This window comes from Thioalkalivibrio sp. HK1 (assembly GCA_000583135.1).
Taxonomy (GTDB): Bacteria; Pseudomonadota; Gammaproteobacteria; order HK1; family HK1; genus HK1.
The window spans coordinates 49,756-65,346 of record JFBG01000027.1 but is presented as its reverse complement, the minus strand read 5'-3'; the positions used below and the strand labels follow the sequence as shown (position 1 = coordinate 65,346).

The window sequence follows — 15,591 nt, the reverse complement described above, 5'->3', positions numbered from 1 at the left end:
CGTTTCCTTTTATGGCAAGTCCCGCTTATCGATCCGCTGCGCGCCAAGGCATCAAGGCATCTTCGAGCCCCATCCGCAGGGATACGAACAAGGAATGCTCGTCCAACATGTGATATTCCGTGCGCATGGTCATCGCGCTGCCGATGAAAATCGCCGGGACGGTGATCAGCGATCCGATGGCGAGGGTGGAAAGTCCGGTCACGCCTTGACCGATGGTACAACCCAAGGCGAGGACGCCGCCGAAACCCATCAGCACCGCCCCGATCAAGTGGCGCACCATCTCCGATCGATTGCTGAAGGTCTCGATGCGAAAGCCGCCCGATAGCAGGGAATAAGCGAGGGATCCGCCGATCATCCCCAGCACCGCGGCGATTCCGAAGTTGATGGTCGATCCGGTGAAGGTCATCAGGTAGTTGATCGTATTGCCCGTCGGAGCGACGAAGGTCATCGACTCCAAGGGTACGGGGTCGAAATCATCGTTGCCGATCCGGCCGGTCAAATACCATCCGCCGACGATCACCCCCCCGACGACGAATCCCGCCAGCAGATGATCGGCATTGCGGCGAAAGGCGGGGCGGGAAAGAGAAAAAGCCACCAGCCCGATGCCTAAGATCAGCGCCAGCACGAGGCGCAGGGTATCGACGGCGCCCGCCTCCGCCCCCGATATCGCCGCCAGCAACGACGCCACGCTTTGATCCTCGATTCCGTATCGGGCGAGATCGGTATCGGGGGCTTGAAAAACGCCGATCCGCAACAGCCCCAACAGCCCGCGCAAGGTGGTGTAGGCGGTAATCCCGAGCACCAGCAAGACCACCAGCGCTTTGAGGCTGCCGCTGCCGACGCGTACGAGATTGCGCTGCCCGCAGCCGGCGGCGAGGGTCATGCCGACGCCGAAGGCGAGCCCGCCGACGATATGCCCGAGCCAGCCGAGCCTGGGGCCGAGGTAGATCGACCGATCGAGATCGATCACCTCCGTCAGCGACAGGATCTGGGTTCCGATCACCGCGATCCCGGCGGCGAATAGCCAAGCCCCCAAACGCCCGGTCGAGCCGATATGCAGCAAGTCGCTGATCGCGCCCATCACGCAAAAATTCGTTTTATTGGCGACGAAGCCGAATAGGGCGGCGAGAACGAAAGCCCACAGGGACACGACATGTACGACTTCGAATTCGAATCCTTCCATGATCGCTTTTTTCCTCCAACAGTTTGCGGGATTCCTTTTTGGTTGTATCTTTTTCCGATACCCTTGCGTTCGGTCAAGGATAATCGGATGGCTCGCTTCTCGAAAGCGGATGCTGCTGCTTGCGAAAAGATCGATCCGCAAAAGCCGGGTCTCGAGATCGGATCACCCCATCAATCCCTTCGAAGCGATATCCCATGCCCTTGTTCGACAATATCGCCGAAAACAAAGATCGCCCGAGCGAAGCACCGCCTGCGACCGACAAGCGCACCCCTCTCGAGATGCCGATGGAATCATCGACGCTCGATGATCGGCTCGATCGTGTCGCGGCGTGGATTTTGGCGGAATTCGATGCCTATTACATCGAATCGCGCAGCATCCCCGCGCGGGCCAAAGCGGCCTTCGAAGATCGCGATCCCGCACACTCCCTCGCCTTGAGTCGTCGCCGGCTGGCGATCTACAACATCGGGGCCCGCGCCGTCTCCCGAGACCTGCGCAAGGCCTTGCCGCGGGAGATCGAGGACGAGCGATTTTGGTCCCGAGCCGAAGCGATCTACTTGGCGCGTATCCAAGGACGATACGAATCGGATATGGCGTTCGCCTGGATCAATTCCGTTCGCCGAATGATCTGCGAGGGGATGTGGACCCCGGTCGATTATGCCTTCTTGCATGACTTGGATCCCGAGAGCGATCGCGGAGCGGCGGTGCGAATCGACTTTCCTTTGGATCGCAAAGCGGATATCGCCCCGGTCGTGGAGCGCATCCTCGGCATCCCGGGGTTTACGGGGCATTGGAGGGATTTCGCAGGCGACGTGCAAGCGGTGAGCGAAAGGCTCGATCAGATCATTTCGAGCGAGGGCGAGGGGCTCGTGCCTGATGATCCCGATGCCTGCCGTCATCGTCGTCGGGCGGTGAAGATCCAGATGGCAGCCGCCGGTTTTTTCCGCAACCGCGGCGCCTATCTCGTCGGCCGCATCGTCTTCGACGAAGCCACATCGACGCCGCTGATCCTCGCCTTGCTCAACCACGAGGCGGGCATCTATGTGGAGGCGGTGATCCACGGGCGAGCGCATGCCCATAATCTTTTCAGCTCGACGCTCGCGAATTTCCATATCACCACCCATCTCTACCACGAAATGGCGGCCTTCCTCTATGCGGTGATGCCCACCCGCCGTTTGGGATTGCATTATTCGACCATCGGCTTCAATCATGTCGGCAAGGTCGCGGTGATGAGCGAGCTTAGAGAGGAGGTGATCGCGCGGGGCGAGCGATTCGCCACCGCGATAGGCTTTCGCGGATCGGTGGCCATCGGCTTTGCCGCGGCCTCGTCGGATTACAGCCTCAAGGTGATTCGCGATACCCCGACGGATCAGTATAAGTGGGGCGAATTCCCCGGTGTCGATGCGGTGCTCGATAAATACCGTCGGGTGCACGAGATCGATCGCACCGGCTCGATGCTCGACAACATCATCTACCACAATCTCGAGCTCGATTCCTCATGGTTCGATCCCGCGCTTTTGGAAGAGTTGTTGCGCGATGCCTCGAAGAGCGTTTCCCGAAACGGGGATGCGGTCATCTTGCGGCATTTGATCGTCCAAAGACGGGTTCGCCCGTTGCCGGTCTTTCTCGACGAGGCTTCCTACGAGGAGGCTGCCCAAGCCATCGTCAACTTGGGTCATTGCATCAAGAACAATGCCGCGGCCAATGTTTTCAATAAAGATCTGGATGCGCGCAACTACGGGGTCAGTCGCTTTCAAAAGGTCTATCTTTTCGATTACGACGCCTTGGAGCCGTTGACCTCGGTCAAGATTCGCTCCAACAGCGATCGAGAGGAAGGAGAGGATGTCGTCCCCGATTGGTTCTACGAGGAGGGGACCGTTTTTCTCCCCGAGGAAATCGAGTCCGGCTTTCGGCTTTTGGATCGAGGGCTGCGGCGCCTGTTTCGCGCAACTCATGGGGATCTCATGACCCGCTCCTACTGGGAGGGGATGCAGCGCGATCTCGAACGAGGCGATGTCCCGGGGATCAGGCTTTACCCCGAGGATTGCCGGATCGAACATCCGAACTGGCCATCCTCGCCGATGGGGGAGTGAATCGAAGGCGTAAAAGAAAGCATCGAAGGAGGATGAACGACGACCCGAGTTCTTCGGGCTCGCCCATCGCCTCGTCGAGATCGTCGCAAAAGCCGATTTTTTGCCTTGGACAGACGCTTCCGTCCGTCCTGCGATTGGCCAAGGGCATGAGCGGTCTTGCCCGATGTGGCTCTCTCGGTCATGCTTGGGAACAAGGCTTGCTCATCTAAGAGCCAAGCATCGAACAAGGGTGATGATCATGGGTTGGGAAACGATCATAGCGATAGCCACGCTCGTCGTTGGCATTGTCGGCGTGCTGGTTACGTTGCTTGTGGTCGGCATGAAAACCGCCGCCGGATTCGGGGCGGTTCATGCGGTGCAGCGCGTGCTCAAAGAGCGATTGAATGCTCGCGAATCTCGCTTGCACGATCATGGCAATGCACTGGCTCGGTATGGACGGATTATCGAGCGAGACGATACGAAGCAAGGCTAAGCCGCTCGCATTGCCCTCGTTGCTCGAAGCGAAAAGCCCGGTCCCGCAAGGGATCCGGGCTTTATTTTCGGCGCTATCCGATATGACTTCCAATATGGCTGCCAATATAACTTCCGATATAACGGCCAAAAAAAGATGCCTTTTCGAAAAAAGGCATCCCTATTCCTCCTTATTCCTCAATGTCGCTTCGTCGATCGCCGGCCGGCGATCGACGAAGCCGACGATTATCAGCCCCCGGTTGCGCTGTTATTGACCAAGGCCCCACCGCCGCCGGTGCGCGTTAGAACCTGCACGCTGAAGGGATGATCCGAGGTGACTTCGCATGACAGGCCCATCCCCATCCAGCGATGATTGATGATATCGGATAGCTCCGAAGTCTGCATGTGCCTGACGGACAAGCGGCGGATGGTGCCGACGGTGCCATCGTGCATCGTGCCGTCGTCCCCGTAGCATGTGAACCTCGTGCCGGTGCAGTGCTCGCCGAGGGCGGCGGTGCAGCGAATGCGAAGGTTGGTATCGTCCGCCCCCCCGGGAGCCGGGATCGACTCGATATCGGCCCGATGGGTATTGTCGATCTGATCGCTTCTTATCGCTTCGCTGTTGTTGACGAGCACCCCTTCGCCGGAGCGGGTCCAGACTTGCGAGGCGATCTTTGCATGGCTGCGGAAAGCGCAGGCGAGGCGACCGTTGCCATCCCACGATCTGCCGGTGATCGAAACGATATCCTCGGCGTCCAGAGTTCTCGTCCCCCATGCGGGGATGGTGGCAACCGGCTGTCCTCGAGAACTGAGTATCCCCCGGTAGAGCGAGCCGTTCTCCTGATCCGAGCAATCGAGGTAGACGATGCAAGGCGTGTTCTGCCGACACCGGATGCGAACGGTGGCTTGGTCCTGTGCGGTGACGGGAGGGATGGCGAAGGCGTGGCTTTGCACCGGCCAGTAGCGGGCATCGTTCGGTTCGGGAGCGATGGTGCTTTCGTTATCGACCACCGTCAACGGCAAGGATGCGCGAACGCCGTGGTAGTTGCCGCCCACGGCTTCGAGCGAGATCCGGCCTCGGTGGTCGTCGCTGTCTTTGTCGCCCTCGGAAGTCACGGTGACGGTCTGGCCGGCGAACCAATCGCCCCGGTTGAAAAGGAGCGACTGCGGATCCAAGGAGACATGGGGATCCGAACTCTTGAGGTAGACGATCACCGGCAAGGTGGGGTCACTTTCGAGGGTGACATCGAAACTTCTTCGCTCATGCTCTTCCAGATCGATGCTCCGGGCCGATAGGCCGATACCGCCGGGTTCGATCACCGAGCCGATTTCCAAGGTGTGTCCGGTGTCGTTCGCACCCGGGCAGGAGAGGGTGCGGCAGCTTTCGAAGCCCGATTGACGCTGGGTCTCGGAGTTCGAATATTCGGCGCACCAGTTGATGGCCGAGGATTGGATGTTGAATTCCCGTCCGCCATTGGGCCCGGAGCTGATCTCATGGGACTGCGGAGAGCATGAACCGGTGCCGGAGCTGGAGACCAAGTAGTTGACATAGACCCGAACATTCCCCGAGGTGCATGTAAATCTCGAGTTGCCGCTGTTGTCATATCCGCCGAAACCGATCCCGCCGCCGGTCAGTTCGTAATACCCGACGCAGTGATGAGCCGCGGTCGGGGAAATCTCGGCATCGTAGACATTGAATGTCCGGATCACATCCGGCGCAACGAGTCCGCCGGTCGCGGAGGGGGAGAAGGTGATGGTATTGGTATCGTCAATCGTATTCCTGTCCCGGGCGGCGCTGACGATGACGGTCTGTATCGTATTCCAGTTGGCGATGGTGAAGGTCAATGTCTCGGGGGAGACCGTGACCCCGGAGTAAATCTTGCTCAGCGATACATCGACGACGACATCCCGATTCGGCTCGGCGCTGAGTTTGACGCTGAGCGCGCCCGAAAAACCCTCGCGGACGGAGAAATTCACGGGGTTCACCTCGATCGTACCTCTAGGGACGTCCTTGTCGAGTATTTCGACATCCAGGGTCGCATCGTTCGAGTTGATACCGCCGGAGGAGGAGAAGGTGAGCACATCGGTGCCGCCGTGTCGGTCGCCGTCATTTGCCGCAAGGATCGTATACGTCTGGATGACGGCGTAGTTCTGGGGGGTGAAGGTCAAGTCATATTGAAGGTAGGCTTGGTTGAGATCGGCGTCCACCGAGACCTCGTTGTTGGTATTCGAAACCCTCACCCTGACGTCCGTGTTCGGGGTGGTGCTGAGCCTGACGCCGATGGTTTCCGGAACCCCTTCGGTGATTTTGAGATTCGCAGCGGGGCTCACGACAATCGTGCCCGTGGGGGGCTCGGCGTGGATGGTCGGTACCGTCAATGCCGGTACATCATTGAGGCCGCCGTCGGTGAAGACCAAGGTGATGGTATCGGAATCGTTCCTGATATCGGAGTCGCGGGCGGCGGTGAAAACGACATCCTGGTATTCGTTATAGAGTTTCTCCGTGCCGCTGTTCTTGAAGGTCAAGGTATCTTGGCGGCCGCCTCGGTGGGGATCGGTGTCGAACCTGATCTTGGGGTTGGTATTCGAAATCCTGACGGTGCTTTCCGGCGTGGTCGGTCTGGTGCTGAGCCTGACCTTGAGGATCGCCGACAAGCCCTCGGGAATGGTGAAGGATTCCAAAGGAGAGGTTTCTATCGTTCCCGTCGGGGGCTCGTCGATTCTCACCGTCTTCTTCACGGTCGCCAGAGCGATGGCCGCTTGGGTGGAGGCAAAGGTGAGAGTGCCGCCGGTGTCATCGGTTTTATCGTTGTCTCTGCCCGCCGTCAGGGTGATGGTTTGTGCGATACCGAAGTTCGCCGGAGTGAAGGTCAACATGCTGGGGGTGATGGTGATATCGGAGTTATCGACACTGATATCGACGATGCTGTTGGCTAATGGTGTTCTTTCGCTGGAGAGGTAGACGTCTATTTTTTGACCCGTTACATCCCCCTCGGTGAGGGTGATACCAAGGCCGCCGGAGGCGACGATCTGGCCGGTGGGACGATCGCCATCTTCGACGGTGATAGGAAGGACTCGGGTGGAGACGACGATATTGGAGGTGGTGACCTGGATGGTGAGATCGTCGGTTAAATTCACCTCATCGGCGTCGTCGGGCGATGTGAAGCTGATGGTTTGCGCAGTGCCGAGGGTGGCCGGGGTGAATGAAAGCGTATGCGTATTGCCACTGATGGCATTTCCATCCTCGTCGCTCATCGTGATATCGGCGGATGTCTTCGTGACCGATACGGTGACGTTTCCGGTCACCTGCAAGATGGAATCGATTTTGATGGTGAGATCGAAAGTGCCGCCTTCGGTGAAAGTGACGCTATCTTGATTGAAATCGAAATCACCGCGGGGGGGGCGCTCGGCTATGTTGATTTGACCCGATCCGCAGTCATAAGAAGATGGTTCTAAGCAAAAGTCATAACCCGAAGCCCGTTGTTTTGCAGGATCTTTGTATTCGACGCACATTGTCGCAGGAGTAGTAAAACCAGTACTACCTGTGCCCTCCACGCTATTTTCATTCACCCCGCCTCTAATTTCCAGATTGAAATCACCTCCGAAGTCGCAACGAGGAGTACCGAATAGACCTATACGGGACTTGCCCTTGACGACGAAGGCGTCCGATACTCTGCACCCGGTAGGAGCGGGATCGACGCGCGTGGCAAAGAAATGCGCGCGGTTGGTTTGACTAGGTGGTTGTCCATTAAGTGTCCCAATACGCCCACTGATGCATTCATGAGGCGCCGCCGGCCTCGTGTTGTATTCATCATCGGTCACGTTCACCGTGAACGTCCCGGTCGCGAGGTAGGCACCGCTGGTAATGGCAGGTTTGGCGGTGATGGTGGCGCTCTCGTCGTTCCCATCGCTATCGTTCGCTGCGGAGATGGTGATCCGCTGCGCTGCGCTCTTGTTGGCTTCGGTAAAGGTAAGCTGTGCCGGGCTTATGGTCACATCCGAGTTGTTGCTCGTGAAATCGATGACGACATTCGAGGGAAGAGACGCTTGGGAGTTGTTTAAAGTGAAAAATATCACTTGGCCGATCGAGGCTCCTTCGTTCACCGAGACATCGGCGAGATTGATGGTAGCGGCCGGCAGCTGCGCCGCTTCGCTGTATGTCACCCCGCTGCTGCCGCACCCGGTGACATTGCAGGCCGCATAGCCCGAGGAATACTGCGTTGCGGCATCAACGTATTCAAGACAAACTGTTTGAGGATTTGCACTGGCTGAAATGGAGCCGGTTGATCCTGCATCTATACGGGCGTTAACCCCCGTTCTGGGAGTACATGTCCCCCCCCCGACATTGATGGTTCGACTACCTGACATCGAAACATCATGAGCGCAGGTGCTCGAGTAACTCCCGGTATTGCTCCCGGGGCGAGAAATGCAATCTTTCGCCGCCGCGATTTGCGCGCTCGCAGTGCCGGGGAAGGCTGCGAGCATCGACAACGATCCGAGGAGGAGGGTGAAAACGAGCGCCGAAAGAAGGGGTCTTTCGGCAGGCGAGCCATCGAGCGGCACCGGAGTCGGGCACGGGTTCGAATCGGTGCAATCAATCGTCTTCGTATTCATCGTCAATGGCACTCCTTGTCACGGCTGCTCGTTGTAATTTGGGCTTGGCTGTGAAAAACACCGTCGCTCCCGTCGCTCGTTCCGAGGCGGCGGAGCGTTTTTTAGCCTTGATAGTATATCGAAAATCCGCTTTGAAAACACTCGGATTCGAAAAGCGAATTCAAGGGGTCGAGCCCGCTTGCGTTTCCATGGCCGGTTCCTTTTCGCCCCCGGCGCAGGTGTGGATGGTTATCGGGTTCTCGGCTTGACAAACGCCCTTGCAATGATGCCCGCATCGTGATTGTCATCGGCGAAAAAACCGAGCCGATATCGAGGGTTCATCGACTAATCGAATTTCGGCAAAATCGGGCGGGGCATCGAACCATCGCCCTCGCGCTTTTTGCCGATAGGCTACGCCATTTTGCTTGAAAAAGGCCATTTCGCCTGAAAAAGACGATCGTCGCTCGTCGATGATCATCTTCTTGGATGCAGGTAGTTTCCTTGCTTTTTCCGCCACGGCCTTTACAATCTTCCTTCGAAGGGGGACGGAAGCGCACGCATTGGAAGGTCATGTCGCTCGAATCCGTCGATGATTCCTCGGTGCATCGAGAGCCGAGGGATAAGGAAGTTCGACCCCGAACGAGCCCTCGAACGATCGTAAGAATCCAAGATATCGCCATGAACGCTCGCCCTTCGCCCGACGCCTCTTGCGAGGATTTGCCGAATCTGCTGCGAGAGCGCTTCGGAGAGATCCCCGATATCCCCGACTGGCTTTTGCGCCATTCCGAGATCAAGGGAATTGCCGGGCACCGCAGCCATCGCATTTTCACCGACCACAAGGTGCCGTCGGCGCTGCTACGTACCTTGCTCGCCGCCGCTTTTTCCGCCCCTTCGAAATCCGACCTTCAGCAGTCTTGCGTGGTGCACGTCATCGATCCCGAGATCAAGGCGCAAGTGGCAGCCTTGATTCCGTCGATGCCGTGGATTGCCGACGCCCCGGAGTTGTTGGTATTTTGTGCGGACAATCGGCGCATTCGGCGGATATGCGAGATGCGCGGCATTCCTTTCGGCAACGATCATTTCGATAGCGTTTTCAACGCTGCGGTCGATGCCGCTTTGGTCATCGCCGGGTTCGTTCGGGCGGCTCAAGCGGCCGGTTTGGGCTGTTGTCCGTTGAGCGTGATCCGAAATCATGCTTTGGAGGTGGCGGGATTGCTCGCATTGCCCGATCATGTTTTCCCGGTGGCGGGGTTGGTGGCGGGATGGCCGGCGCAGGAGCGCAAGGTTGTCCCCCGACTGCCGCTCGAGGTTTTCGTGCACGAAGATCGCTATGGCGACGGCGATCTAAAAGCGCAGGTGGATCGATACGATGCCCGGCGCCATCGCCTGCTACCCATTTCTCCTGAGCGCCGACGCGATTGCGAGCGTTTCGGCGAGGTGGAGTTCTACGGCTGGTCCGAGGACAAGGCGCGTCAGGTGGCTGAAACCGAGCGCGAGGGTTTCGGTGATTTTCTGCGCTCCAAGGGGTTTCGTCTTGACTGAAATCCTTCGTTCGCCCGATGGATTCGCCATCGAAATCGCCTTGGCCCGTGCCCCAATATCCCTTGGCTATCGGGCCTCGATGGGGGTGTAGTTGCGGGGTTCGGGTCCGGTATAGAGCAGGCGGGGACGGATCAGAATATTGTTTTCCAGCTGCTCCATGACCTGCACGGTCCAACCGGGGATGCGGCCGATGGCGAAGATCGGCACGAAGAGATCGTCGGGGATCCCGTGCAGGTGGTAGATCACCCCGGCATAGAAATCCACATTGACATTCACCCCGTGGCGGGAGTAGGGGCGCATCGCCTCCACCAAGGCCTCCAATATTTCGTACCAGTGCGGTTGCCCCATCTCCATCGAAAGCCTCTTGACCCCTTCTCGCAGATGGCGCGCCCGGGGATCCTCCGCTCGATAGACGCGATGCCCGAATCCCATGATCGCTTCGCGGGCTTTGCGTTTTTCCTTGACGTATTCGGCGGCCTTTGCCGGATCGCCGATGGCCTTTGCCATCAGCATCACATTCTCCGCCGCTCCGCCGTGGGCCGGACCCGAGAGGGCGCCGATGGCGGCAACGAGGGCGGCATGTAAATTCGCCTCGGTGCCGGCGACGACCCGGGCGGCGAAGGAGGAGGCATTCGAGCCGTGTTCGGCATGGAGGATCATATCCTTGTCGGTCAGGGCCGCGGCGTCGGCGCTGGGGACTTCGCCTTTGAGCATGTAGAGAAAGTTCGCGGCGTGGCCGAGATCGGGATGCGCCGCCACCGGTTCGAGCCCTTGGCGGATGCGGTGGTGGGCGCAGATGATGACCGGGACTTGGGCGTTCAGCCGGATCCCCTTTCGACGGGTGGCATCGATGGAGTTATCAGCGGTTTCGGGGTCGATGGCGGCCAGGGCCGAGACCGCGGTGCGCAGCACATCCATCGGATGCGCGTCCTTAATGATGTGGATGATATCGAGGATCGACGAAGGCAGCCTGCGGGCCTGTTTGAGGTCACGATCGAAATCGTTCAGCGCGCTGCGAGAGGGGAGCTCGCCGAAGAGCAAGAGAAAGGCGGTTTCCTCGAAGGAGGATTCGCCGGCGAGATCGTGGATGGAATATCCGCGATAGCGAAGCTCTCCGGCACGGCCGTCGATGAGGGTGGTGGGCGATCGGTCGAAACAGATATCCATCAGCCCCCGGTGTACTTCGATCTGACTTTCCTGGCTCATTTTCCGAAAGACCTCCTGTTCGGGTCGATAGTCATTGTCGTGAAAAAAGGGAGAGTTTTGGCATGGCAAAGATCAAAGGCCTCGATCGCTTTCGCGCGGCCATGGCCGCAAAGGCGCTCGATTGCGAGATCATCACCCTATCCGATTCGGTGCGCACGGCGAACGAGGCGGCGACGGCGGTGGGTTGTCCTTTGGGTCGTATCGCCAAATCGCTGGTTTTCAGGCTCGGTGATCGGGCGGTGATGGCGGTGATGAGTGGGGATAACCGACTCGATCCCGAAAAACTCTTGGCCGCCCTTGCGAGCGAGGATAGGCGCACCGGCGCCGAGCCCGTTGTCGGCGCCCTCGTTCGCGCCGATGCCGACTTCGTGCGAGCGAAGACCGGATACGCGATCGGGGGAGTGCCGCCTTTGGGGCATATCACCGCTTTCGATCGTTTTATGGACGAGGATCTGTTCCGCTTCGATCGTATTTGGGCGGCGGCGGGGGATCCTTTCAGTCTTTTTTCGATCGAACCGTCGGCGTTGCAAAAGGCGAGCGGTGCCAAAGCGATCGATCTCAAGGATGAATGAGGGCACCGTTTCGCTTTTCAGCCGATCGCCTCTCGCATCGCCGGTCCGATATCGGAAGGGGATTGGATCACCACTGCCCTTGCGGCCTCCAAGGCCTTGCGTTTCGAGGCATGGCTCCCCCGGTTCCCGATCACGATGGCCCCGGCATGCCCCATTTTCTTGCCCGGCGGGGAAGCGCCGCCGGCGATGAAGGCGACCACCGGCTTTTTCATTCCCGCGATGTATTCGGCGGCATCCTCTTCCATCGTGCCGCCGATCTCGCCGACCAACGCCACCGCTTGCGTACCGGGATCGGCATCGAGGATCCGCAGCGCATCCAAAGTGGTGGTGCCGATGATCGGATCCCCGCCGATGCCGACAAAGGCGGATTCCCCGAATCCCGCTTGGACGAGATTGAGGCAGATCAAGGTGCCGAGGCTTCCGCTGCGCGAGATCACCCCGATCGAGCCCGGGCGAAAGATATCGCGCTCGAAGGCGGGCATGAACCCGGTGAAGCATTCCCCGGGGGTCACCAATCCGGCGGTATTGGGGCCGACGACGCAAGCATCGTTGGCCTTGGCGGCGGCGAGCAACTCCATCACATCATGCACCGGGACATGTTCGGTCAGGATGACCAAGCGTTTGCAGCCGGCCTCGATGGCATCCACCGCCGCGGCCTTGACTCCCAGGGCGGGGATGAAGAGCACCGAGACCTCGAAACCGGTTTCTCGCATCGCTTGGCCGGCGTTTGCATAGACCGGCACGCCGCAGTGGACGGTGCCCGCCTTCTTGGGGTTGACCCCGGCGACGATGCGGGTTCCGTACGCTTGCATTCGCTCGGTCCAAAATGTGCCTTGTCGACCGGTGATCCCTTGAATCAGAACCCGCTCGGATGCCCGCACGATCATGATTTCGCTCCTGCGATGGCGGCGATGATGGCCTCGTCCATGGTTTCGAAGGGTTCGATCCCCAAATCCTCGCGAAGCATCGCCCGGGCTTCCTTCGAGCCGGTTCCGTGCACGCAAAAGAAAATCGGCAAGGAGGGACCGAGGGCTTTCCAAGCCTCGACGATCCCTTGGGTCATCACGTCGGTGCGGGCGAAGGCCCCGCAGAAATTGACCACCAGAGATCGCACGCGGGGGTTGTCGAGCAGCAGTTCGAGCGCCGGTCGGGCGTGGATATAGGAATCGCCGCCGATTTCGAGAAAGTTGGCGGGCTCGCCGCCGTGACGGGCGATCACGTCCATGGTGGTCATGGTCAATCCCGCACCGTTGGCGATCACCCCGATATCCCCTGAAAGCTCGATATAGCGAAGCCCCGCTTCTCGGGCGCGGGCCTCGAGTCCGGTGAGTTGTTCCGAACGGCCGTGTTCGGCGAGATCCCGACGCCGGACGATGGCGGAATCGTCGAGGACGAACTTGCAGTCCAAGGCCGCGAAACTCGCATCGGCGAGCTGGGCCAAGGGGTTGATCTCGAGCAGCTCGGCATCGTTGTCGCGAAAGGCGCGGTACAGGCGAGCGAGGATATCGGCGAGGGCCTCTTTGTCGATGCCAGGAGATCCCTCTTTTTCTCGGTGGGCGCCAGGCAAGCCATCGAGCAGCGCGAGCGCTTCTTGTTGCCCGAAGCCATGACGGATATCGACGACGACCCGCCGCAGGCGATCCGGCATCGAGGCTGCGACCTCTTCGATATCCATCCCGCCCTCGAAAGAGAAGATCACCATCGGCGAGCGCGAGGGGGCGTCGTTCAAGACCGCAGCGTAGAACTCCGCCGTCGATGCCAAGCGCTCCTCCACCCATACCGAGGTCACTTCGTATCCGGCGATCTCCATCTCGATGATCGCCTGCGCGGCGTCGAAGGCCTCAGAGGGGGTGTCGGCGCTGCGGATGCCGCCGGCCTTGCCGCGCTTTCCGGTGGGCACTTGGGCTTTTACAACCACCTTTCCCAATCCATCGGCGATTTCTCGCGCATCGCTTGCGCTATGGGCCAGACCCCCTTTCGGGGTCGGAATTCCCGCTCGGTGCAATAGCGGTTTTGCCGCATGTTCTTCGAAGTTCATGGGAGGTGGTCTCTAATAAAGGGCTTTTCAACGGGGGATTGCCGATGATCGTCGATGATCGTCGAGCATTCGAAGGGATCCTCCGTTGAAACCCCTCGTTATCGGATCATTTGCCGTATTTTTGCCAGTGAGCGGCGAAGAGATCCTCCTCGCTCGGTCGATCCTCGGGGATCGGCGTGGCAAGCCAAGTGATGTTGAGAAAGTGACGATAGTTCAGATTCTCGCTGATGCTGTTGCCTTGCCAAGTCCCGCAGCCCATCGAGAGGGTGAAGTTCAGCCCGCTTTCGAAGCCCCCGCCGTTGCCGAAGGTATGCGCCATATTGACGAGGACGCGGGCGGTATCGAGCGCTTCGGCAAGGCGACGGGCGCGCTCGAGGTTGCGGGTATGGATGCCGACCGAATGCCCGCGTCCTTTGAAGTCCATGATCGCGCGTACTTTGTCGACGGCGCCGTCGAAATCCGGCACTCGATAGATGGTCAATACGAGGGAGAGTTTCTCGTCGGAAAAGGGATGGTCCGCTCCCGTTCCGCTTTCTTCGACCATCAAGAAACGCACGTTGTCGGCCTTGTCGCCGAGGCCGCATTCGGCGGCGAGGATATCGATATCTCTGGCGATCACCCGGCGGTTGAGGCGGCCGTCGATCCACAGGGTTTTTCGGATCGCCTCTTTTTCTTGCGCATCCGCCAGATAACCCCCGACGCTCTTCAAGGCCTCGATGGCCGCATCGTAGACATCATCGATGATGATCAGGGCGTTTTCCGACGAGCACGAGGTGGCGTTGTCGAAGCATTTGGAGTTGCGGATCTTCTCGGCGGCGAGGGCGAGATCCGCGCTCGAATCGATGATCACCGGTACGTTGCCCGCACCGACGCCGATCGCCGGGGTGCCGCTGCGATAGGCGCTGCGCACGTTATTTTGCGAGCCGGTGACCACGACCAGATCGCAAGCGGCCATCAACGCTCGGGTGAGGGCTTTATCCACCGGGGCGGGCAGGATCTGTATCAGATCTTCGGGGGCGCCGATTCTGCCTAAGGCATCGCGCATCAGATCCACCGTGCGGGTGGTGGTCGCCAGCCCCGCCGGAGAGGGGGCGACGATGATCGCGTTGCGTCCTTTGAGCGCCATCATCGCCTTGTTGACGGGGGTCGCCGAGGGATTGGTGGAGGGGGTCACCGCCCCCACCACTCCGACCGGTTTGGCATACTTCACGATGCCGAGTTCGGGGGATTGTTCGATGATGCCGACGCTCTTCACCCGCATCAGATCCCGCAAGGTGCCGAAGGTCTTGCGCTGATTCTTGATGACCTTGTCCGCTTCGTTGCCCAAGCCGGTATCCATGACCGCCATCTTGGCCAGGGATTTCGCGTTTTCGGGTTTGTAGAGCGACCATGCGATGGCGGTGACGGCTTCGTCGACCCGGGCCTGATCGGCATCGGCGAAAGATTCCATCGCCTTGCGCCCGCATCGGACAAGGGCATCGACGATCGCTTCCGGATTGCGTTCGTCTTGCGCGTAAGATTCGTTTTGGATCGCTTCGGCGGTTGGGCTCATCGCTATCGTCCTTGCAGTTCACGAGGTTGTCGTTGACCGGGTTGTCTTTGACGGGATTATCGTTGACGGGTCATCATCGAAAGCGAAGATGCCCGATATGCGCAAGATGTGCGCGCTACAAGGTGTGCGCGCCAAAGGAGAATCGAAAGCCTTCGGATCGCTTTTTCGGTACCAAGCGCTTTTTATTCCCCCCATAGCGCCAAGTGTCGCATAATCGGCCATGATTCCCAAAAGCGAAGACGGCGATAAGGCCCAAGGGCCGGAACGAAGACGGCGAGCGTGGGGGGGTATGGAGCCCAAGAACGATCGAGCGAAAGCCGAGGATTTGCATGCCAAAAGCCGGGCGGAGTCGGTCGATGTGATGT

The 15,591-nt window shown here is 59.4% G+C and carries 10 protein-coding genes; 4 read left to right on the top strand and 6 right to left on the bottom strand.

Annotated features, from left to right (window positions below; all coding sequences use genetic code 11):
* Positions 1-25: 25 nt before the first annotated feature.
* A complete protein-coding gene (locus BF99_RS0108885) occupies positions 26-1,183 on the bottom strand; it encodes a YeeE/YedE family protein (protein ID WP_025770582.1) in 1,158 nt (385 codons plus the stop codon).
* A 194-nt stretch (positions 1,184-1,377) separates the two neighbouring features.
* Between BF99_RS0108885 and BF99_RS0108875 the strand changes: the two genes are divergently transcribed.
* Positions 1,378-3,273 (top strand): isocitrate dehydrogenase kinase/phosphatase AceK regulatory subunit, encoded by a 1,896-nt coding sequence (locus tag BF99_RS0108875; RefSeq protein ID WP_025770581.1) that lies wholly within the window; start codon positions 1,378-1,380, stop codon positions 3,271-3,273.
* A gap of 238 nt (positions 3,274-3,511) precedes the next feature.
* Positions 3,512-3,745: a hypothetical protein gene (locus tag BF99_RS0108865; protein ID WP_156013237.1), complete on the top strand. Its 234-nt coding sequence runs from the start codon at positions 3,512-3,514 to the stop codon at positions 3,743-3,745.
* 227 nt (positions 3,746-3,972) lie between these two features.
* Here BF99_RS0108865 and BF99_RS0108855 read toward each other — a convergent pair whose 3' ends face one another.
* Positions 3,973-8,337: a hypothetical protein gene (locus BF99_RS0108855; RefSeq protein ID WP_156013236.1), complete on the bottom strand. Its 4,365-nt coding sequence runs from the start codon at positions 8,335-8,337 to the stop codon at positions 3,973-3,975.
* Positions 8,338-8,994: 657 nt separating this feature from the next.
* On the opposite strand from BF99_RS0108855, the gene BF99_RS0108830 reads away from it, so the two are divergent.
* Positions 8,995-9,858, top strand: a complete 864-nt coding sequence (locus BF99_RS0108830) for a nitroreductase family protein (protein WP_051482849.1) — start codon at positions 8,995-8,997, stop codon at positions 9,856-9,858.
* A 66-nt stretch (positions 9,859-9,924) separates the two neighbouring features.
* Here the strand turns inward: BF99_RS0108830 and BF99_RS0108825 are convergent, their stop codons facing one another.
* The gene (locus BF99_RS0108825) at positions 9,925-11,064 is read right to left on the bottom strand and encodes a citrate/2-methylcitrate synthase (RefSeq protein ID WP_025770572.1); all 1,140 of its coding nucleotides are present in this window, start codon (positions 11,062-11,064) and stop codon (positions 9,925-9,927) included.
* Between the two features lie 62 nt (positions 11,065-11,126).
* On the opposite strand from BF99_RS0108825, the gene BF99_RS0108820 reads away from it, so the two are divergent.
* Positions 11,127-11,636, top strand: coding sequence for a YbaK/EbsC family protein (locus tag BF99_RS0108820; protein ID WP_025770571.1), 510 nt, complete (start codon positions 11,127-11,129; stop codon positions 11,634-11,636).
* A gap of 17 nt (positions 11,637-11,653) precedes the next feature.
* Here BF99_RS0108820 and BF99_RS0108815 read toward each other — a convergent pair whose 3' ends face one another.
* The 3 genes from BF99_RS0108815 to sauS form a co-directional block, all read right to left on the bottom strand.
* The gene (locus BF99_RS0108815; protein WP_025770570.1) at positions 11,654-12,523 is read right to left on the bottom strand and encodes a succinate--CoA ligase subunit alpha; all 870 of its coding nucleotides are present in this window, start codon (positions 12,521-12,523) and stop codon (positions 11,654-11,656) included.
* The gene (locus BF99_RS0108810) at positions 12,520-13,674 is read right to left on the bottom strand and encodes a succinate--CoA ligase subunit beta (protein WP_025770569.1); all 1,155 of its coding nucleotides are present in this window, start codon (positions 13,672-13,674) and stop codon (positions 12,520-12,522) included. Before BF99_RS0108810 ends, BF99_RS0108815 begins: the two co-directional genes overlap by 4 nt.
* A 106-nt stretch (positions 13,675-13,780) precedes the next feature.
* A complete protein-coding gene (gene sauS / locus BF99_RS0108800; protein ID WP_025770568.1) occupies positions 13,781-15,226 on the bottom strand; it encodes an acylating sulfoacetaldehyde dehydrogenase in 1,446 nt (481 codons plus the stop codon).
* Between the last annotated feature and the right edge of the window lie 365 nt (positions 15,227-15,591).